The organism is Peptococcus simiae, assembly GCF_046569735.1.
Classification (GTDB): Bacteria; Bacillota; Peptococcia; order Peptococcales; family Peptococcaceae; genus Peptococcus; species Peptococcus simiae_A.
The window spans coordinates 137,314-156,676 of sequence record NZ_JBKICG010000001.1 but is presented as its reverse complement, the minus strand read 5'-3'; the positions used below and the strand labels follow the sequence as shown (position 1 = coordinate 156,676).

The following is a 19,363-nucleotide window of genomic DNA, read 5'->3' as shown; positions in this document are numbered from 1 at the left end:
TGGCCATAGGCAGACGCTGGCTAATCTTCTAACTGGCAGTTCATGACGGAGCTGGTATTGAGCCAATTGGCCTCTGGTGAGGTGACCAGACGGGCATCAATATAGGCCTGCTCCAAGGTCAGGATGGTTTGGCCCTGGTAGTTGCCGGAGGGGGTTAACTCCACAACAAGGACGTTATCCACCAGGGTGGGCTGGCTCAAGTGGAGGGGGAGCATTAAGTTCATGGTGTTGCGGGAAGGGTAGTAGGAGGGGACGGCGGTTTTAAAATTCCAACGGACCTGCCGTTTGGCCAGTTCAACGGCATCATCTAAGCGGTTTTTCAAGCGGTTATACAAAACCGTATGGGACTCGATAACTGTCCGCAACTCTCTGTAGGCCTCATTCCGGGCCTCATAGTCTGAGGTCCGGACGATTTTTTTCAGGAGCCCAGCGGCCTGGGCATTATCGCCACACTCATTCCTCAGGAACTGGACATCAAAGCGGTTCAGGTTTTCTAAAATGATATGGTCAAAGTCAATAACCAGGGTTTTGTCTAGGTCGAAGAGGAGGTCTTCCTTACGGGTAAAGTAGGTCACCGGCTGGGGCAGGGGGTTAAAGCGGTGGACCAGGTCCTTGCCCAAGCCGCGGTGGCCGGCGGTGGTGAATTCCTTAAAGAGCCAGGGTGATGAACCGGCATTATTCGGCTCAAAGCAGGCGTAAATATCGTCATAGTGGACGGTCACCAGGCCGGTATTAAAGGCAGCAAATTGCCGGTCCTGGGAGATGGCCACCTTTTCTTCCAGGCGGAGCCGGTAAAAGGTATACTGGATATACTTTTTGAGGATGTAGTAGTTCTTGTTTCGGCTTTCGCAAAAATCCCACTCCTCAGGGATGGCCAAGTCCGCCAATTCCTGCAAAAAGTCCTCCCAGCGGCCCAGAAAGGCAAAGCTTTCCAGGGCTTTGGCCGGGTTCTGGGCCGCATTGCTGCCGGCCAGGTCGAAGGAGAGGCCACTGTCATCGACATATTGGAAGGTCAGGTGGTGGCCGTTGTTATCCGGGTCCATCCGCTTAAAGGTTAGGAGAAGACTGGGTTCCAGCATATTATAAGAGTCCATAAAAAAGCGTAAGGTGTTGTTTTTGGTATCTAAGCGGTTGGTGGCCTTGGCCTGCTGGTAGGCCGCTTCAATTAAATAGGGTAAGGCGGCGTCAGCCTTGCTCACTTTATCCGACAGGACGGCCATGGTTTTTTCTTCCAACCGGGTCACAGGCAGGAGCCGGTCGGGAATAAGGCTGGGAGCCAGGCTGGGGGCCTGGTCCATGGTCGGCTGGGTCCAATAGGATCCGGGGCCGGACTTGTGACGGTTCCAGCGGAAAAACCGGGCTGTTTCAGTTGGCTTGGTTGGTCGGCCCTCGATAAATTCGGGCAGGTCCCTTAAAAGGGCAGGAAGGTCCGGGTAGCCGAGCTTCTTGTAATCAATACGGTTGTTCTGCAAACAGTCGCTAAGCTCCTGTAGGCTGACCTCCCCATGGCCAAAATGCTTTAAAAATAACTTGTAAATGCGCTGCTTTGTTTCCTGGTTCATGCATAACCCCCCTTATGTTGGTTTAGTCAATAATCCCCCCGCCTAAGACCCGGTCGCCGTCGTATAAGACGACACTTTGCCCCGGGGTAATGGCCCGGACGGGTGCGTCAAAAGTCACTTCTAGGCGGTCGTTGGTCCGTTGCCAGTGGGCCGGGCTGCCTTCGCCCCGAGAGCGGATTTTGGCAATGGCTCGGCCGCTGAAGGCCTGGCCACCGGCCAGCCAGTTGACCTGGCTGGCAACCAGCTGGTCCCGGTAGAGGCCGGACCCGTCGCCAAGGGTGACGGTCCCCTTGGCCGCATCGATGCCTTCGACATAGGCCGGGTAGCCCAGGGCCAGGCCCAGGCCCTTACGCTGGCCAATGGTATACCGCCAGGCCCCCTGGTGCTGGCCCAGGACCTGGCCATCCGGCGTCAAAAATTGTCCCTTGGCCGGCAGGTTGGGGCAATGTTGTTCCAGCCAGGCCGGGTAGTCATCATTGGCAATAAAGCAAATTTCCTGACTATCGCTTTTCGAGGCCACCGGCAAGCCTAATTGGGCAGCCAGGGCCCGGACCTGGTCCTTGGAATAGTCGCCCAGGGGGAAGCGGACCTGGGGCAGGACCTGGCGGTCGATGCCGTAGAGGAAGTAACTCTGGTCCTTCTTGTGGTTGAGCCCCCGGTAGAGGCCAAAGTGCCCATCCCTTTCCAGGATGCGGGCGTAGTGGCCGGTGGCCAGGTGGCTGGCGCCCAGGGCCCGGGCCTCCTGCCAGAGCCGGCCGAACTTAATGGTTTGGTTGCAGCGGACGCAGGGGTTTGGGGTCCGGCCCTGACGGTAGGCCTCGGCAAAGGGCCCGGTCACCAGGGACTTAAAGTCCTCCCGGGCGTCTACCAGGTGGAGGGGGATGCCAAAAAAGTCGGCGACGGCCTGGGCATCCTGGCTGGCCTGGTTATCCCGTCCGGAAGCGTCTAAGAGCTTGAGGTGGAGGCCAATCACTTGCCAACCGGCTTCCTGCAGCAGGTGGACGGCAATGGAACTGTCTACCCCGCCGCTCATTCCTAATGCTATGGTTTTCACTGCCTTGGTCCTTTCTTTTGTGCGACGGTATCGTCCGGGCTGTAGTAGGTGGTGCCCCTTAAATTATCCGGCAGGTAGTCTTGGTCGACATAGTGGCCCGGATAGTCATGGGGGTAGCGGTAGCCCTTACCGTGGCCCAGGTCTTTGGCCCCCTTGTAGTGGGTATCCCGCAGGTGGGGAGGGACGGGGCCGGTCCGCCCCTTGCGCACATCTGCCAGGGCCTTGTCAATGGCCAGGTAGGCGGCATTGGACTTGGGGGCCTCGCAGAGGTAGACGCAGGCCTGGCTGAGGATAATCCGCCCTTCAGGCATCCCGATAAATTGGAGGGCATCCGCTGCACTCTGGGCGATGACCAGGGCTTGTGGGTCAGCCATGCCGACATCCTCACAGGATAAAATAACCAGGCGGCGGGCGATAAAGAGCGGGTCCTCACCGGCATCCAGCATCCGGGCCATATAGTAGATGGCTGCCTGGGCATCGCTGCCGCGGACGCTTTTTATAAAGGCTGAAATAATATCATAATGCTCATCGCCGGTCCCGTCATATACCACCGCTGGGCGCTGGATGCTTTCCTCTGCAACGGCTAGGTCCACATGGCGGATGCCCTGGTCATCTGCGGGGCTGGATAGGACTGCCAGTTCCAGGCCGTTGAGGGCCGTTCGGGCATCCCCTTGGGCATAGTGGGCCAGATGGGCCAGGGCCTCGTCGGACACCTGGGTATCAAAGGTCCCCAAGCCCCGGTCCCGGTCAGCCAAGGCCCTTTTCATGAGCTGGATAATGCTGGTCTCGTCCAGGGCCTCTAGGCCAAAAATCATGGACCGGGAGAGGAGGGCCGGGTTTAAGCTGAAGTAGGGGTTTTGGGTCGTCGCCCCAATGAGGATGACAATTCCCTTTTCGACAGCCGGTAAGAGGCCATCCTGCTGGGCCTTGTTAAAGCGGTGGATTTCATCAATAAAGAGGATGGTCTGCTTGCCATAGGTATTCAAATCGCTTTCAGCGGCATGGATGAGCTTGCGCAAGTCGGCAATGCCATCGGTCACAGCATTTAACTGGGCAAAGGGGCGGTCACTGACCCGGGCGATGACCTGGGCCAGGGTGGTCTTTCCGGTGCCCGGCGGCCCCCAAAAGATCAGAGAGGAGAGGCGGTCGGTTTCGATGGCCCGGCGCAGGAGCTTGCCCGGCCCGAGGATATGGTCCTGGCCGATGATATCCTCTAAGCGACGGGGCCGCATCCGGGCAGCCAGCGGGGCCAGCTTCTTTCTGGTTTCAGCATTCGCTTGGGCGAAAAGGTCAACTTGTTCAGGCATACCGAGCTCCTTTCTAATCCTTTAGAATAGGCAAAAGCACGCAGGCGGTCCTGCGTGCTTTTGCTTTATTCATCCTCGTGGTTTTCCGTAAGGATTCGCACGCGGATATCCTTAATGCGCTTTTCTTCTACGCGTAAAATGTGAAAAATGAGGTTGTCGACTTCAACAACCGGCCGGTCCCCATCTTCAGGAATATAGTCCAGGACATTGATTAAGAAACCGCCGATGGTGTCATAGTCATCGGAGTCCTCGTCGATATTGGCGCCGGTTTCACTGTTGAATTCCTTGATGGAAATGGTGCCATGGACATGGTAGCTGTTATCTCCGGTCGGGTAAATGTCCGGCTCATCGTGGTCGTATTCGTCATCAATGTCACCGACAATTTCTTCAATTAAGTCTTCCATGGTGACCAGGCCTGAAAAACCACCGTATTCATCAATGAGGAGGGCCATGTGCTTTTGACTGTCCTGCATCTCGACGAAGAGGTCATTGATATTTTTCCGCTCAGGGACCAGGAAAGGGGGGCGTAAAATCCCCCGGATATTGACGTCAGCAAAGGACCGTTTTTTATAGGCCTGGCTAAAAAAGTCCTTCAAATAGAGGATACCGATGATGTTATCCGGGTTGTCTTCATAAACAGGAATCCGGGAGTATTTTAAGGACAACATTTCAGAAATAAAATGGCTGAGGGGGTCATCGATATCAATCATGAAGACCTCTGTCCGGGCGGTCATCACTTCCTCGGCCTGCTTGTCATCAAAGGAGATGACGGAATCAATCATTTCCCGCTCATGGGGGTTAATGACACCCTGCTCCTGGCCTACTTCAACAATGGATCGGATTTCTTCCCGGGTGACCCGTTCCTCAACCCGGGTCGCATCAAAGCCCAGGATCCGCAGGCTGGTGTTGGTCGTCAAGGTCATCAGGCGGAATAAGGGCTTAGCTACTATAGATAAGAGGGCCATAAAGCCGTTGGCTGTAAAGGCGAATCGCTCCGGGGCCTGGAGGACAATCCGCTTGGGAATGGATTCCCCAAAGGAAAGCATGAGGAAGCTCATGATAAAGAGCATGAGGATCAGGACCGTTTCATATATATAGGGCAGGCCGGTTTGGGCATAAAGCCAATGGCCTAAGACCGGTGAAAAATGAGCCGTCAGCAGGGCGGCTATCCCCAGGCCGGTCACATTCATTGCCATATGTATCGCTGTAATGAGTCTGGATGGAGCGGCCAGGAGGGTCAGTAACCGTTCGGCCCGGCGGTCGCCTTCCTCGGCCAAGTCTCTCAATTTAGCCTTGTCGCTAGAAACAACCGCCATTTCAGAAGCGGCTAAAAAGCCATGAAGCAAAAATAAAATAATGAGTCCGGCCCAATAAAGAAGCTGCGGACTCCCAGGATCATCGCCCATAAGTGACACTCCTTAATCATAGATAGCTAGTAATATTTTAGAATATTATAGCCCATTTGCAAAGACACTTCAAGAGAAATAGCAGCTGGCGGCTAGCCGGGCCAAGCCTGTCAAGACCGGGTAAAGATGAGGCAAATATTTGTCGAGGCGGTGCAAGACAGGGGCACTTACTCCGGCTCAGACGGCGGTAAGGGAGGAGGGGCTCCAGTATTGAAAGGGCCCTGCCTAGATGATAAAATAAGGGGAGCGAATGTCTGCAAGGAGGGGATAGCAACGAAAAAACTTAAGGATATGCTGGACTTTCATGGGGGGCAGGGGCCTGGTACCCAGCCAGGTGGGCAGCTGGTATACTTATATGACTGGATCAAGCGGTATGCCTGGGCCCTGGGGCGCATTTTTTTTTATGCCTTGATTGCGGCCTTTATCGGGGCCATTGTCGGGGCCCTAGATGCCCTGTTTGGCCTGGGGCTCATTGCTCTCAACCATTTTCGTGATGCCCATCCCATCTATCTCCTGCCCTTTTTGGGGCTGGCCGGCTGTCTGATCATGCTGGTCTACCTCCGTTATGGGGGCAAGGCCCAGAAGGGGATGGCCCTGGTCTTTGCGGTCGGTTATCGGGAAGACGAGCGAATCCCCCTGCGGATGATTCCCCTGACCATCGGGGCCACTTGGCTGACCCACCTCTTTGGCGGTAGTGCCGGCCGGGAGGGGGTCGCTGTACAAATCGGGGCAACGGTAGCCAATAGCTTTAGCTACCTCCTGCCGATAAAACTCAATCCCAGGGTCCTTATCCTAGCCGGGATGGCTGCCGGCTTTGGGGGTCTGTTTGGAACACCTATGGCAGGGACTTTTTTTGCCCTGGAGGTCCTGGTCGTTGGGTCAATTTTTTATGATGCCCTGGTGCCGGCCCTGGTGGCTGCCTGGACCGCTGCCTTTACCTCCCGGGCCCTGGGCCTAGACTCCTTCAACCTGGGTCAACTGGAAATGCTGGACATTGACCTCCAGCTCTTGCTCCGACTCATTGCAGTCGGCCTGGCCTTTGGCCTGGTCGGGCGGATGTTTTCCCTGGGCCTCTTTAAGTGCCGGATCCTCTTTGCCAACTGGATCCCCCATCCCGTCCGCCGGATTTTTATCATCGGCACGATTTTGGGTATTATATTTCTAGCCTTGGACTTTGGCCGGTACAGCGGTCTATCGAACAGCCTCTTCTATGGGGCCTTGAATGGTGGAGCAATCTACTGGTGGGACTGGGCCCTCAAGCTCATCCTAACAGTGGTTACCTTGGCTGCCGGCTTCCAGGGCGGTGAACTGGCCCCCTGCCTGGTCATTGGGGCCAGTTTAGGGGTTGTACTGGGCCAGGCCTTGGGGATTTCGCCGGCCCTCATTGCAGCTTGTGGGGCCTGTGCGGTCTTTGGGGCAGCCACCAGGACCTTTCTGGCACCGATTTTTATGGGGGTTGAACTCTTCGGCCCCCAGGTCTTGCCCTACTTTTTTATTGTCTGTATGACGGCCCATGTGGTGGCCGGTCAGGCAAGTATTTATGCATCTCAGAAAGACTTACTTGATATCCTGGTCGGCCCGCGGTCCGACTTAGATAAACGTTTGCTAGGTAAAGAAGAATAGAGAAGGGGAATTATATGTCAACGATCTTAGTTTCAGGCCACCAAAATCCGGATACGGATTCGATTATTTCTGCCATCAGCTATGCCCACCTCTTAAACAGTAGCGGGAAAGAGGCCAAGCCGGTGGCCCTGGGCCAACCCAATGAAGAAACGGCCTTTGCTCTCGACTACTTCGGCTTTGAGGCGCCAGAAGTGATCCGGGAAGCCCAGGAAGGCGACCTCCTGGCCCTGGTCGACCATAATGAGGCCCAACAGAGCGTGCCCGGCCGGGAAAGGGCAACCATTGTCTCGGTTATTGACCACCACCGGATTGCCAACTTTGAAACCGTTGAGCCCCTCCTTTACCGGGCTGAACCGGTGGGTTGCAGCAATACCATCATTTACAAGCTCTATCGAGAAGCCGGAGTGGAAATCCCTAAAAATATTGCAGGGCTCATGCTTTCTGCTATTATTAGCGATACCCTCCTCTTAAAGTCACCGACCTGCACCCCTGAAGACGAAAAGGCCCTAAAGATCCTGGCTGACATCGCCGGCGTAGACGTGCAGACCTATGGCCTGGACCTGTTAAAGGCAGGGACCAACCTGGCCTCTAAATCCAACGAAGACCTGCTCAATATGGATGCGAAAAGTTTCCCTATGGGGGATAAGACGGTCCGCATCGGCCAGGTCAACACCGTCGATACCAATGAAATTTTAGCCCGCAAGGATGACCTCCTGGGCCTTATGGCTGAAACGAATGGCCGGGAAGGCTATGATCTTTTCCTGCTTCTGGCGACAGATATCCTGGAAAATAACTCCCTGGCCTTGGTCGTCGGCGACGGGCTGGAGGCTGTAGAAGCCGCTTTTGGTGAGAGGATTGCTGACCAGGTCGTCCAGCTGCCCGGCGTGGTCTCCCGCAAAAAACAGGTGGTTCCGCCCTTGACGAAAGCCCTTGAAGAGGCATGAGCGCCCTTAAAGTGCTGGATGTAGGACAAATCCGGCAAGCGGTTCAAGACCTTGCCGTCAAGGTGAACAGCCTTTTGCCGGAAGATATGTGCCAGGCGCTAGCCAGCGCCCAAGAAGAGGAAGTTTCCCCCCTGGGCCGGTATGCCCTGGAGCAAATTGGCGATAACGCCCGACTGGCGGCCCAAAAGGAAGTGCCTATGTGTCAGGATACCGGCCTTGTCGTTGTCTTCGCTGACCTAGGCCAGGACCTCCATATCACCGGTGGTGATGCAGAAAGGGTCATCCAGGAAGGGATTGCGGCCGGGTATAAGGCCGCCTACTGCCGGGCCTCGATGGTTGAGGAGCCGGTCTTTGACCGTAAAAACACCGGCAATAACCTGCCGGCAGTGGTCCACTGGCGAATCGTGCCCGGGGACCAGCTGACCATTACCCTCATGCCCAAGGGCGGCGGCGCCGAAAACATGGGGGCCCTGGGCCTTTTGAAGCCAACCCAGGGGGAGGAAGGGGTTTACGACTTTGTCATGAAGACCGTTCAACAGGCCGGCGGCAACCCCTGCCCGCCCATTACGGTCGGCATTGGCCTTGGGGGCAGCATGGAAAAGGCCACCCTCCTGGCCAAAGAGGCCCTTTTGGACCCGGTTGATGCCCACCATTCCGACCCCCGGTATGCCGCCCTGGAAAAGCGGCTCCTGGCGGATATTAATAAGCTGGGCATTGGTCCCCAGGGCTTTGGCGGCAAGACCACAGCCCTAGCAGTCCACATTAAAACCTTTCCGGCCCATATTGCCATGCTCCCGGTAGCGGTCAATATCAACTGTCATGCTGTCCGGCACGCCACTGTTTCTTTAAAGGGGGTGGACTAGGATGACTAATCAGGACCATCTGAAAATCATCACTTGGTCTCCTGACCGGGCCCGGGAAATCCTTGCCCCTCTCCGGGTGGGGGACTGTATCAGCCTGTCCGGCACCATCTATACCGGTCGGGATAAGGCCCACCAGCGCTTGTGTCAGGAATTGGCTGCAGGCCGGCCCCTACCCATTGATCTCAAGGGGCAAATCATCTACTTTGCCGGCCCGACGCCGGCTAAGCCCGGCCAGGTCATCGGGTCAGTTGGGCCCACCACCAGCGGGCGGATGGATGCCTTTAGCCCCATCCTCTTAAGAGAAGCCGGCCTGGCCGGGATGATCGGTAAGGGCCCTAGGAACCAGGCGGTCCTGGCTGCCCTGCAAGAAACCGGGGGCATTTACCTGGCCGCCGTTGGTGGTGCCGGGGCCCTCATTGCTGAATGTATCCGGCAGGTGGAGGTCGTCGCCTATGAAGACCTGGGGACCGAGGCCATCCGCCGTTTAGAGGTGGAGAATATGCCCCTGCTGGTGGCTGCAGATGCCGACGGGGGTGACATCTACCAGGCTGGCCCGGCGGCCTACCGACAGCTATAGCTGTCGACTATGCTCATATTGGTCTTGTATATAATATTTGTTTCAAATAGATATTCGGTCATGGCTATGGTATACTCAGCAGAGCTAGTAGTCATGATTTTTTGTATGTATTTGTATGGAATGAAAGGAGAAAGAGATGTCGCAAGCAACAAAGCAATCGATGATGCCATATATTCATGCGGCGATTGGTATTGGCATTATGGCATTATTTTGGTTTGTCCTCGACCCGGTAATGACCGTTACCCCTATTGGGATGCGGGTGGCCGGTGTTTTCTTAGGCATGGTTTACTTATGGTCTACCGTTGGTTCCATCTGGCCCAGTATCTTAGGTATTATTCTTTTGGGTTTATCCGGGGTTGCAGGTGAAGAGTTTGAAGGCTATGCAGGCGTTAAGGCTGTTTGCATGCAGGCCTTTGGGAGCGATACCGTTGTCCTAATCATGCTGGCTATGGTTCTTTTTGGGGCCATTGAGTATGTTGGGGCCACCAAGTATATTGCCCGCTGGTTCGTTACCCGAAAAATTATTAACGGCAGACCCTATGTTTTTATGTTTATGTTCTACCTGGCCTGTTTTATCCTGTCGGCCATGACTTCCCCGGTTATTTCCTTATTAATTGTGTGGAATATCGGGATGGATATGTTGTCCTCCTTTGGGGTTAAAAAGGGCGATAAGCTGTGGACGACCTTTAACTTTGGGGTTTTCCTCGCCTCTACTTTGGGGCAGCCGATGTTACCCTTTAAAGGGGCCATCCTGGTTGTTTTAGGGGCTTATGAAAAGGCCACTGGGATTACCATTGATATGCTCAGCTGGATTCTTGTCAACTTCAGCATGGGGATGGTCATTGTCCTGATTTACCTGGCCTTTATCCGCTTTGTCATCCGGGTGGATATTTCCAATATTAAAAATATCAATACCGACTACTTTACCCAACACCCTCTACCGGCTATGACCAAGCAACAGAAATACGTCATTATTTCTCTCTTTGTCTTCATCATCCTGGTCTTAATGCCAGGCTTCTTACCCAAGACCTGGCCCGGTATCGGCCTCTTGGCCCGGCTTGGGGTCATTGGTGTCACTGGCTTCGTCATTGTGGCCCTAATGATTTTACGAGTGGACGGCAAGCCGGTCCTGCCTTTCCAACAGGCCGCCAGCAGCCAGTTTAACTGGGGGGTTCTCTTCCTGATTATTTCCGCTGTCTATGCCGGGAATGCCCTGTCTCAGGACAATACCGGGATTAAGCCCTTCCTGGTGACCGTTCTGGAACCGGTTTTAGGGAACCAGTCTGAATTTGGCTTTATGTTCATCATGTTCGCCGTTGCCCTGGTCATCACTAACTTTGCCAACAACGCAGCCATGGCTGTTGTCCTGATGCCGGTTATCCTCGGATTCTCCGAGCAGCTGGGCATCAACAGTGAACCGCTTATGGTTGGGGTCGGGATGTTGGTCTTCGTGGCCATGCTGACACCGGCCGCTTCTCCCCACGCCGGGATGATGCACGGGAACAAAGACTTATTGGCAGCCAAGCAGATTTACACCTATGGCTTTCCCATGTGCTTTGTGGCCCTGTTGGTTTACGCTTTTATTGGCTACCCCTTGGCTAAGTTCTTATTCCTCGGTTAAGTAAACTGTAAATTCAAGTCCTGCCGGTCGCCCGGGAGGACTTTTTCTTTGGCCAAATACCTTGGCTTGCGCTTGGACCAGGCCATGTTTTACAAGTCTTGGACAAATGGTATATAGATAAGAGATGCTCTATTTTCACAGGGCCTAATAAAGGCCTTTACGTGATAAGGTGCCTGGCAGATGTCTGATCGGGCATGGTTCAAAGAAGAAGATTCCAGAAGGAGGAGACTATGAAAGTTGCAGTGACCTATGACCAGGGCGAGATTTTCCAGCATTTCGGCCGAACTGCTTATTTTAAGCTTTTCACCATTGAAGATAAGACCATCCAGTCTTCAGAGGTCGTGGATACGGCGGGCAATGGCCACGGGGCCCTGGCTGACTTTTTAAAGCAGCTCGGTGTTGATACGGTTATTTGTGGAAACATTGGTCCAGGGGCCCAGGAAACCCTGAATAAGGCGGGTATCCGCTTTTTTGGCGGCGTGACTGGCTCTGTTGATCAGGCTGTTGATGACTTTCTAGCCGGTGACTTGAAGTACAATCCGGACGTTTGCTGCCAGGACCATGACCATGTCCATGGGGAGGGGCATTCCTGCGGGAGTGCAGACGGAGGCCATTGCCATGACTGATCAAGACAGCTGTAGCCATGATTGTGGCTCTTGTGGCAGCGCCTGCTCGTCCAACCAGGGTCCCCAGAGCTTCCTGAAGCCTGCCAACAAGCATTCCAAGATTAAAAAGGTCATTGGGGTTATCAGCGGGAAGGGCGGGGTTGGGAAGTCCCTAGTGACTTCTCTTCTGGCCGGTGCTATACAGGAGAGGGGTCGGCAGGCGGCCATCCTGGACGCTGATATAACAGGCCCCTCGATTCCCCATATCTTTGGCATCGAGAAGAATGCAGAGGTCCTACACCAGGAAATCATTCCGGCCCTGACCGATAACAAGATTAAGGTCATCAGTATTAACCTACTCCTGGCCGACCACACCGACCCGGTTGTTTGGCGGGGGCCCATGATTGGCGGGGCCGTCGAGCAGTTTTGGACGGATGTCTGCTGGGGCGATGTGGACTATATGTTTGTGGATATGCCGCCGGGCACCGGGGATGTGGCCCAAACGGTCTTCCAGTCCCTGCCCCTGGATGGGATTATCGTTGTGACTTCTCCTCAGGACCTGGTCGGGATGATTGTGGAAAAGGCCGTCAAGATGGCTGAAATGGTCCAGATTCCAGTCCTGGGTCTGGTCGAAAATATGGCCTACTTCACCTGCCCTTCTTGCGGGGAGGATCACGCCATCTTTGGAGAAAGTCAGGTCAAGGCCCTTAGTGAGGCTTATAAAATCCCCCTGACCGCTCAAATCCCAATGAACCCGGCCCTAGCCCAAGCCTGCGACCAGGGAAAAATAACGGAAATAGAGGGCGATTGGCTGGCCGGCTTGGTTGCAGGTCTCGATAAGTTATAACTAAACCTCAATAAAAAAACCACTCCGGTTAAATTCCAAACTATATTTTTCCATACAAATACCCCCTAAAGTTAGATTTCTTGGTCCAACTTTAGGGGGTCAGTTCATAAGTAAGAGTGGTTTTTTGCTTTTTTAGTGAGCAGGTCCTTAGGCCTGGGACATCCCGGTCCGATCTGCAATGGGCAGGTAGGTCAGGTTGTTGTTGGGGACGTAGACATAGGCAGGCCGCATGATCTTGCTATCCATGACCTGTTCCATCCGGTGGGCGCACCAGCCGACCATCCGGGCGGCAGCAAAGAGGGGGGTGAAGAGGTCTTCATCAATCCCCAGCATGTCATAGATAACGCCGGTATAGAGGTCGACATTGGCACAAATATGGTAGTCGTTCCCTTTACGTTCCCGTAAAATGTCCTGGGTCAGGCGGGCCAGGTCGGTGATGAGCTCGTATTCCGCAACGTGGTTGGTTTTTTCTGCCAGAGCCCGGGCTTTTTCCTTTAGAAGCTCAGCCCGGGGGTCGGTCATGGTGTAAACCGCATGGCCCATCCCATAGACCAGGCCGCTCCGGTCATAGGCCTCGCCGGCAATAATTTTTTCAATATAGGCCCGGAGTTCTTTTTCATTTTTCCAGTCCTTGACGTGGCCTTTGATGTCTTCCATCATATGGTGGACCCGCTGGTTGGCGCCCCCATGTCGGGGCCCCTTTAATGAGCCAATGGCTGCACAGATGGCAGAATAGGTATCCGTACCACTGGAGGAGACCACGTGGGTGGCAAAGGCAGAGTTGTTACCACCACCGTGGTCAGCTTGGACACAGAGGAGGAGGTCGAGAATTTCTGCCTCCTGGCGGGTGAAGTGGGAGTCCGGCCGAATCAGGTGGAGGATGTTTTCGGCGGTGCCGCCTTCTATCAGGGGCTGGTGTAAAATGAGACTCTTATTGTCGAAGTAGTGCCGCTTGGCCTGGTAGGCATAGGCCAGCATGAGGGGGACTTTAGCGATCAGGTCAATGGCCTGGGCCAGGAGCTTGTCTAGGGAAACATCATCCGGGTTGTCATCATAGGTATAGAGGGCCAGGATGATGCTCTGCAGCTTGTTCATGACATTTCGGGAGGGGGTCTTTAGGATGACGTCTTCCTTAAAGGTGGCCGGAAAGTTTCGCCGTTGGCTGAGAAGCTGGTTAAAGTGTAGAAGGGACTTCTCTGTGGGCAAGAGGCCGAAAAGCAAGAGGTAGGCCACTTCTTCATAGCCGTAGCGCTCTTCACTGATGAAGCCGTTGACTAGGTCATCAATCGGTATGCCGCGATATCTGAGCTGCCCCTTGATTGGGATTTTTTTCCCGTCGTCGATGGTATACCCATTGACGTCTGAAATCCGGGTCATACCAACCAGCACCCCGGTGCCATTTTTATTCCGGAGACCCCGTTTGACATTGTATTTTTCGAAGACAGAGGGCTCTATGGCATTGTTTTGACGTACATAATCAATGAGGTATTTTATTTGACTGCGCAACTCATCGTAATGTAAATCGTGGGGCATATCGATCATCCTTTCATCAAAGCATAAAGTCAGTATAGCATGGAAAATGTTTTCTGAAAAGTCTTTTTAAAAGCTATTATAGCGAGGAATTGTTAGCTGATAACACATATGTGACAAAAAACTAAAAAAATAGAAAGCCCTCTGGTAAAATAGATTTGCACACCAAAAATACCAGAAAGAGGCTTCCTATAAAAAAAGTATAACAAAGAAATGAGATTTCGCCAGAAAGTAGTCGAATATGCCATAAAACATAAGCAAATAAATCCAGGCGCCCACATAGCCATCCAAACCAGCACACGGAAAAAGAAATAGAGCTAATACGCAAAAAATACCGCTACCATAAATATGAAGGCCTAGGCCAAGTATACAGGAAATGCCGAGATGCCGGCTATACGCGCAGCTATGAATCCATGTGCAAACAAATAAAGAAGTTAGAAACCGATGAAAAGCCTAAGAAAGTAAGCAATCCAAAGAGTAAATATGAGCCCTTAAAAGGAAACTACCCCGGAGAGTTCGTAGAAATAGACGTCAAATAAGTGCCCCTGGAATGCATCGGTTTCCAGAGCAAGTGCGATCGATATTATCAAATAACAGCAATAGACCTATCCAGCAGAAAAAGAGTGCTAAAGCTGGTAAAAGAAAAGAGCAGCTACGAACCATCCGAGCTGGTAAAAAACCTGGAGAAAGACCTCGGTTTCAAGATAAAGACAGTCCAGACAGATAATGGGAGAGAATTCTGTAACGATCGAGAAGAAAAGAAGTCCATCTTCGAAAAGACCCTAGAAGCTCTAGAGATAGAACATATACGGACAAGACCCTATTCGCCTTGGCAAAATGGACTAGTAGAAAGAAGCCATAAGATGGATAATGACCTGTTTTATAGCAAAAGAAGATTTAGCAGTGAAGAAAAAATGTATAAAGCATTTCAGAGATATAGTAGCAGAACCAATAACATAGCAAGAAGAATCTTGAACTTTAAAACGCCAAATGAAATGGTGCAGACCTATTTTATGAAAGAAGCTTAGACATTTTACCAGATGGCTTGTGTCACAAATGTTTGACAACCCTAGATTCTATCCCGCTTAAAGGCAGATTAAAGCTATACATTCAGTGCTCATTTGTTATATAATGGAAAGTGAAATTCGCTTATAAAGGGGAGATAGACGATTCATGAAGAGGCAATTACCCCTAGCCAGTTGGCACCCGGTCCACCGGGTCGTAGCCATTATTATGGTGGTCCTATTGCTATGGGTTGCAGGGAGCGCCATTTATACAAAAATCAATCATTCATTAATTGAAACCGTCACCATTGAAAGTGAGACGCGGGATATAAAAGTGCCCGGTTATGGTTATGTTTTTGCTGAAACAGGCCTCATCAAGGCTAAGAATGATGGTACCTTTGAGCCCAAGGCAGACCAGGGGGAGCGGGTTGCTAAAAAGCAGCTGATCGCCGACCTCATCTACACCACGGACCAAAGTGATAAAAAATATAAAAAAGAATACCTGGCCCCCCTTGCCGGCATCGTCAACTATGCCATTGATGGCTATGAAGAAATAGAAGACGTGTCGACGATTAAGGGCCTGGATTTAAAAAATATTTACGAAGAAAGTAAGAGCAAGAAGAGTAAAAGTGCCGGTAAGCGTGATGTGACCAAGGACACTGTATGTGCTGCCGTCGTGGATAACCTTAAGCCGGTGACCCTGTACTTTTCTTATTCCGATAAAGATAATAAGGTTATCAAAAAGGCTGATGAGGTCATCCGAATCCGCTTTCCGGATACAGGGGATGATATTCAGGCCTATGTCCTCAAGGTCGAAAAAGATAAAAATGACCATCATTGGGCCACTCTGAACCTGGGTCCCATGAGTGATTCTTTCCTTTTAGAACGGGTTGTCCAGGCAGAGGCCTACAAGAGGGAGCAAGGCATTTTAAAACTTGACCGGTCAGCGGTTGTTGTCAAAACCAGCAAATCCGGCAAGAAGATTCCCGGGGTTTATACCTTGAATAACAGTGTTGTCAAATGGCAAATGATTCAAGTAAAGCAAGAGCAAAAGGATAAAATCATTTGCGAGATTTTACCAAAAGGAACAAAGATTATTACCACACCTGACCGGGTGCGGGAAGGTGAGATTTTAAAGTGAGGGTTGATTCGTGTCGATTAAAGAAAATATTTCTCTTATCCGAGAACGCATAGAAGTGGCCCGGAAAAAAAGTCCTCATCCGGAAAAACCGGTAGATATTATTGCTGTCAGCAAGTTTCATGATGTTTCAGAAATCCGTGAGGCCATGGCCGCTGGGGCCACCGTTTTCGGTGAAAATCGAGTTCAGGAGCTCATTCCGAAGCTGGATGCCTTTGAAGGTGAAGGGGTGCCCTTTCATGTAATCGGTCACCTACAGACCAATAAGGTTAGGCAGATTGTCGGTCGGGTGGCCATGATTCAGTCCTTAGACAGCCTCCGCCTGGCCCAGGAAATTGAGAAACGGGCTGCTGCTAAAGAGGTGATTGTGCCGGTTCTGGTCCAGGTCAATGTGGCCGGTGAAGACCAGAAGTATGGCCTGGCGCCGGAAGAGGTCAAGGACTTTTTAGAGCAGTTTGGAGACTTTCCCCACTTAAAATGTGAGGGGCTTATGTTTATTGCGCCCAACCTGGATAACAAGGATGATTTGCGTCCTTATTTTAGGGACTTGTATAAGATGTTTTTAGCGTATAAAAATTTGGGTATCCCCAATGTATCCATGACCCATTTGTCCATGGGCATGAGTGGGGACTATGAAGTTGCTGTTGAAGAAGGGGCAACGATGGTGCGGATTGGCAGCGCTATTTTTGCAAAAAAATAATTGGGGGTCAGAGCAATGGCTATTGGTAAAAAATTATTAGATTTTGTAGGCTTTGTAGATACTGAAGAGGAAAATGAGGCCTATATGGATGAGGCCTATGACAATGATTATTACAGCTCTTATGATGAGCCGGTCGCCACTGAGGAACGGCGGTTTTCACCGATGAACCGCTTTCGCAGCAGCCTGCCAGTGGCAGCAGAAGAAGTGTCTTACAGTGGTGGTGACGATATGAAAATAGTATTATTACAACCGATGCGGTTTGAAGAAGCCCAGACCATTACCCGTTATTTACTGGATAACCGGGTGGTCGTTTTTGACCTGCACGAGTGCCAAGTTGAAGAGGCTGTCAACATTGTTAACTTTGTCAGTGGGGCCATCTTTGCCCTGAACGGGTCCATCCAGAAAATCAACGACCAGGGGGCCATTTTTGTGGCTGTACCGCCCAGTGTCAGCCTTGAAAATGAGCTGCGCGGGAGCTTAAACGATGGCGACTACGGCCCGACCATTGCAGAGTGGGTGAACCACCAACGGGGCAAAGGGGACTTTTAGGTGAAAAAGATAGGCTTTATTGGTTGTGGCGCCATGGCCCAGGCCATGATGCCGGCCATCAAAACCAGTGGACTGGACTGCACCCTTGCTTTTTCCCAGCGCAACCAGGATCATGGCCGGGCCTTTGCCGACCAGCTGGGCGTCCACTTTGTGCCCGATAATAGTGACCTGTATGGGCAGGTGGATGTGGTCGTCCTCGCTGTAAAACCGCAGCAATTGGCTGACCTAGACCTGGCCTTGGCAGCCGGGCAAGAGGCCCCCTTGGTCCTCTCCCTATTAGCCGGGACGCCTCTCGAGCACTTGCGCCAGGCCCTGGGCCATGACCGGATGATCCGGGTCATGCCCAATGTGGCGGCTTCTGTCGCGGCATCTATGACTGTCATGGCTCCTGGCCCGGGTCTTGCCCAGGAGGATATTGACCTGGCCAAGAGCATTTTAGATACCATTGGCCGGACAGTTATTTTAGATGAAGAAGGTCTAGACAAGGCTGGGGCCTTAAATGGCTGCGGTCCGGCCTTCTTTTTTCAAATTATGGAGGCCTGTGCCGATGCCCTGGTGGCCCTGGGCATCCCCCGGGCCATCAGCTATGAAATAGCTGCCCAGACCATGAAGGGGGCTGCTGACCTGGCCCTGGCCAACCAGACCCATCCCGCTCTGCTGAAAGACAAGGTGACCTCGCCCGGCGGCACCACCATTGCCGGTGTTTGCGCCCTGGAAAAGGCCGGTGTGCGCAGTGGCCTTATTGAGGCAATCTTGGCCAGCTATGGGCGGACCAAAGAAATGTCACAATAGAAAAGCGGTGGAATATGACGATTGGAAGTATTTTGTATGATGCGGTCAACTTGGCCTGCAGGCTCTACCAGTTCCTGATTATTGTTGGCGCCATCATGACCTGGCTGCCGATTGACCCCTATAGCCGGGTGGTGACCTTTGTCAACGACCTGACAGATCCTTTTTTCCGGTTAATCGAACGGTTTATGCCGGCCTTTTTGCTCTCGCCCTTAAACTTTACCCCCATGGTGGCCTATGTGCTGGTGGCCTTGGTCAGACTGGCCTTTAACCAGGTCTTTTTACATCTCCTGTATGGGGTTTCTGCCCTATGAGTGATGACCTGCAAAGGCGGCGCCTGCTGGACCTCATCCACCGGGCGCAAAAAAACTGGCAAGCGGAATGGTCAGACTTTATGCCGCGGGAGGAAGCGGAAGACCTGTTGGCGCTTTTTACCGGGACAGATTTAACGGTCCGCACTTGGGGTGGATGGGAGGGGGCCGAGCGGGTGCGCTTGGCCTTTTCCATGTTAGATGACCTGACAAGCGATGACTTTCACCTGGCCCTGATGAGTCTAGATGGGCCGGCGAAGTTCTTAAAGGCCGACCACAGGGACTACCTGGGGGCCCTGATGTCTCTGGGCTTTACCCGGGATAAGATGGGGGATATTCTCATCCGGGAGGGTGGTTGTGATTTCTTTGTTGACCGGGACCTGGTCGACTACCTGGCTGTTTCAGACTTGCGGGTCCGCCGGGTGCCGGTTCAAATCGCCCAAAGGGACTGGCAATCTTGGACCCCGCCGGAAGTTAAAACAGAAGAGCAGGCCCTTATTGTAGCCAGCCTTCGTCTGGATGCTGTCCTGGCCAAGAGCTTTCAGCTCTCACGCCGGCTGGCAGCTGACCTTATCGACGCCGGCCTGGTTCGGGTCAACCATATGGTAGAGTACCGGAGCCATTACCTCCTGGCCAGCGGAGACCTATTGGCAGTCCGCGGGCATGGTCGGGTCAGGATTGGCTCAACGACGGGCACGACGAAGAAGGGCAATATAAAACTTCTCATTGAACGGTACTTATAAGTGTTGACAAGGGGAAGGCAATTGTCTATTATAGAACAAAGCAAAGATGGGAACAGGAGTCCGAGATAACCGGCTTTAGCGACTCTGCGATGGTGGAAGGCAGAGAGTCGGCCTCAGGGCTTATCCTCCCGGAGCTGCGACCTGAAAAACAGAGTAGGGGAGCCGTCTTATTGGCGTTATACAATAGTCG

The 19,363-nt window shown here is 52.7% G+C and carries 19 protein-coding genes; 14 read left to right on the top strand and 5 right to left on the bottom strand.

Going from position 1 to position 19,363, the window contains the following annotated elements; genetic code table 11:
• Positions 1-20: 20 nt before the first annotated feature.
• The 4 genes from ACLGL1_RS00785 to ACLGL1_RS00770 all read right to left on the bottom strand — a co-directional run bounded on the left by ACLGL1_RS00785 (position 21) and on the right by ACLGL1_RS00770 (position 5,329).
• Positions 21-1,562: a DUF3825 domain-containing protein gene (locus tag ACLGL1_RS00785; RefSeq protein WP_411006895.1), complete on the bottom strand. Its 1,542-nt coding sequence runs from the start codon at positions 1,560-1,562 to the stop codon at positions 21-23.
• A gap of 22 nt (positions 1,563-1,584) precedes the next feature.
• Positions 1,585-2,616, bottom strand: a complete 1,032-nt coding sequence (gene mnmA / locus ACLGL1_RS00780; RefSeq protein WP_411006894.1) for a tRNA 2-thiouridine(34) synthase MnmA — start codon at positions 2,614-2,616, stop codon at positions 1,585-1,587.
• The gene (locus tag ACLGL1_RS00775) at positions 2,613-3,923 is read right to left on the bottom strand and encodes a replication-associated recombination protein A (RefSeq protein WP_411006893.1); all 1,311 of its coding nucleotides are present in this window, start codon (positions 3,921-3,923) and stop codon (positions 2,613-2,615) included. The genes mnmA and ACLGL1_RS00775 overlap by 4 nt, the downstream gene beginning before the upstream one ends.
• 65 nt (positions 3,924-3,988) lie before the next feature.
• Complete coding sequence (locus ACLGL1_RS00770; protein ID WP_411006892.1) at positions 3,989-5,329, bottom strand: hemolysin family protein; 1,341 nt, start codon at positions 5,327-5,329, stop codon at positions 3,989-3,991.
• A gap of 210 nt (positions 5,330-5,539) precedes the next feature.
• On the opposite strand from ACLGL1_RS00770, the gene ACLGL1_RS00765 reads away from it, so the two are divergent.
• From ACLGL1_RS00765 to ACLGL1_RS00735, 7 genes are all read left to right on the top strand, one after another.
• Positions 5,540-6,952 (top strand): chloride channel protein, encoded by a 1,413-nt coding sequence (locus tag ACLGL1_RS00765; RefSeq protein ID WP_411006891.1) that lies wholly within the window; start codon positions 5,540-5,542, stop codon positions 6,950-6,952.
• A gap of 14 nt (positions 6,953-6,966) precedes the next feature.
• Complete coding sequence (locus tag ACLGL1_RS00760; protein ID WP_411006890.1) at positions 6,967-7,896, top strand: manganese-dependent inorganic pyrophosphatase; 930 nt, start codon at positions 6,967-6,969, stop codon at positions 7,894-7,896.
• Entirely contained in the window at positions 7,893-8,759 is an 867-nt protein-coding gene (locus ACLGL1_RS00755) for a fumarate hydratase (protein WP_411006889.1), read from the top strand. The genes ACLGL1_RS00760 and ACLGL1_RS00755 overlap by 4 nt, the downstream gene beginning before the upstream one ends.
• 1 nt (position 8,760) lies before the next feature.
• A complete protein-coding gene (locus tag ACLGL1_RS00750) occupies positions 8,761-9,336 on the top strand; it encodes a FumA C-terminus/TtdB family hydratase beta subunit (RefSeq protein ID WP_411006888.1) in 576 nt (191 codons plus the stop codon).
• A gap of 136 nt (positions 9,337-9,472) precedes the next feature.
• Positions 9,473-10,957, top strand: a complete 1,485-nt coding sequence (locus ACLGL1_RS00745; RefSeq protein ID WP_411006887.1) for an SLC13 family permease — start codon at positions 9,473-9,475, stop codon at positions 10,955-10,957.
• 230 nt (positions 10,958-11,187) lie between these two features.
• Positions 11,188-11,583, top strand: coding sequence for a NifB/NifX family molybdenum-iron cluster-binding protein (locus ACLGL1_RS00740; protein ID WP_411006886.1), 396 nt, complete (start codon positions 11,188-11,190; stop codon positions 11,581-11,583).
• Positions 11,576-12,409 carry a P-loop NTPase gene (locus ACLGL1_RS00735; RefSeq protein WP_411006885.1) on the top strand — a complete coding sequence of 278 codons (834 nt, stop codon included), beginning with the start codon at positions 11,576-11,578 and terminating at the stop codon, positions 12,407-12,409. Before ACLGL1_RS00740 ends, ACLGL1_RS00735 begins: the two co-directional genes overlap by 8 nt.
• A gap of 147 nt (positions 12,410-12,556) precedes the next feature.
• Here the strand turns inward: ACLGL1_RS00735 and ACLGL1_RS00730 are convergent, their stop codons facing one another.
• Entirely contained in the window at positions 12,557-13,942 is a 1,386-nt protein-coding gene (locus tag ACLGL1_RS00730) for a citrate synthase (RefSeq protein ID WP_411006884.1), read from the bottom strand.
• A 536-nt stretch (positions 13,943-14,478) separates the two neighbouring features.
• Between ACLGL1_RS00730 and ACLGL1_RS00725 the strand changes: the two genes are divergently transcribed.
• The 7 genes from ACLGL1_RS00725 to ACLGL1_RS00695 all read left to right on the top strand — a co-directional run bounded on the left by ACLGL1_RS00725 (position 14,479) and on the right by ACLGL1_RS00695 (position 19,173).
• A complete protein-coding gene (locus ACLGL1_RS00725) occupies positions 14,479-14,967 on the top strand; it encodes a DDE-type integrase/transposase/recombinase (protein WP_411006883.1) in 489 nt (162 codons plus the stop codon).
• A gap of 145 nt (positions 14,968-15,112) precedes the next feature.
• Complete coding sequence (locus tag ACLGL1_RS00720; protein ID WP_411006882.1) at positions 15,113-16,084, top strand: HlyD family efflux transporter periplasmic adaptor subunit; 972 nt, start codon at positions 15,113-15,115, stop codon at positions 16,082-16,084.
• A gap of 10 nt (positions 16,085-16,094) precedes the next feature.
• Positions 16,095-16,781, top strand: a complete 687-nt coding sequence (locus ACLGL1_RS00715) for a YggS family pyridoxal phosphate-dependent enzyme (RefSeq protein WP_411006881.1) — start codon at positions 16,095-16,097, stop codon at positions 16,779-16,781.
• A 15-nt stretch (positions 16,782-16,796) separates the two neighbouring features.
• On the top strand, positions 16,797-17,330 hold the full coding sequence (locus ACLGL1_RS00710) for a cell division protein SepF (protein WP_411006880.1): 534 nt from the start codon (positions 16,797-16,799) through the stop codon (positions 17,328-17,330).
• Positions 17,331-18,122, top strand: coding sequence for a pyrroline-5-carboxylate reductase (gene proC / locus ACLGL1_RS00705; RefSeq protein ID WP_411006879.1), 792 nt, complete (start codon positions 17,331-17,333; stop codon positions 18,120-18,122). It begins immediately after the preceding gene.
• A 14-nt stretch (positions 18,123-18,136) separates the two neighbouring features.
• Positions 18,137-18,433 carry a YggT family protein gene (locus ACLGL1_RS00700; RefSeq protein WP_411006878.1) on the top strand — a complete coding sequence of 99 codons (297 nt, stop codon included), beginning with the start codon at positions 18,137-18,139 and terminating at the stop codon, positions 18,431-18,433.
• The gene (locus ACLGL1_RS00695; protein ID WP_411006877.1) at positions 18,430-19,173 is read left to right on the top strand and encodes an RNA-binding protein; all 744 of its coding nucleotides are present in this window, start codon (positions 18,430-18,432) and stop codon (positions 19,171-19,173) included. Before ACLGL1_RS00700 ends, ACLGL1_RS00695 begins: the two co-directional genes overlap by 4 nt.
• The last annotated feature ends 190 nt before the right edge of the window (positions 19,174-19,363 follow it).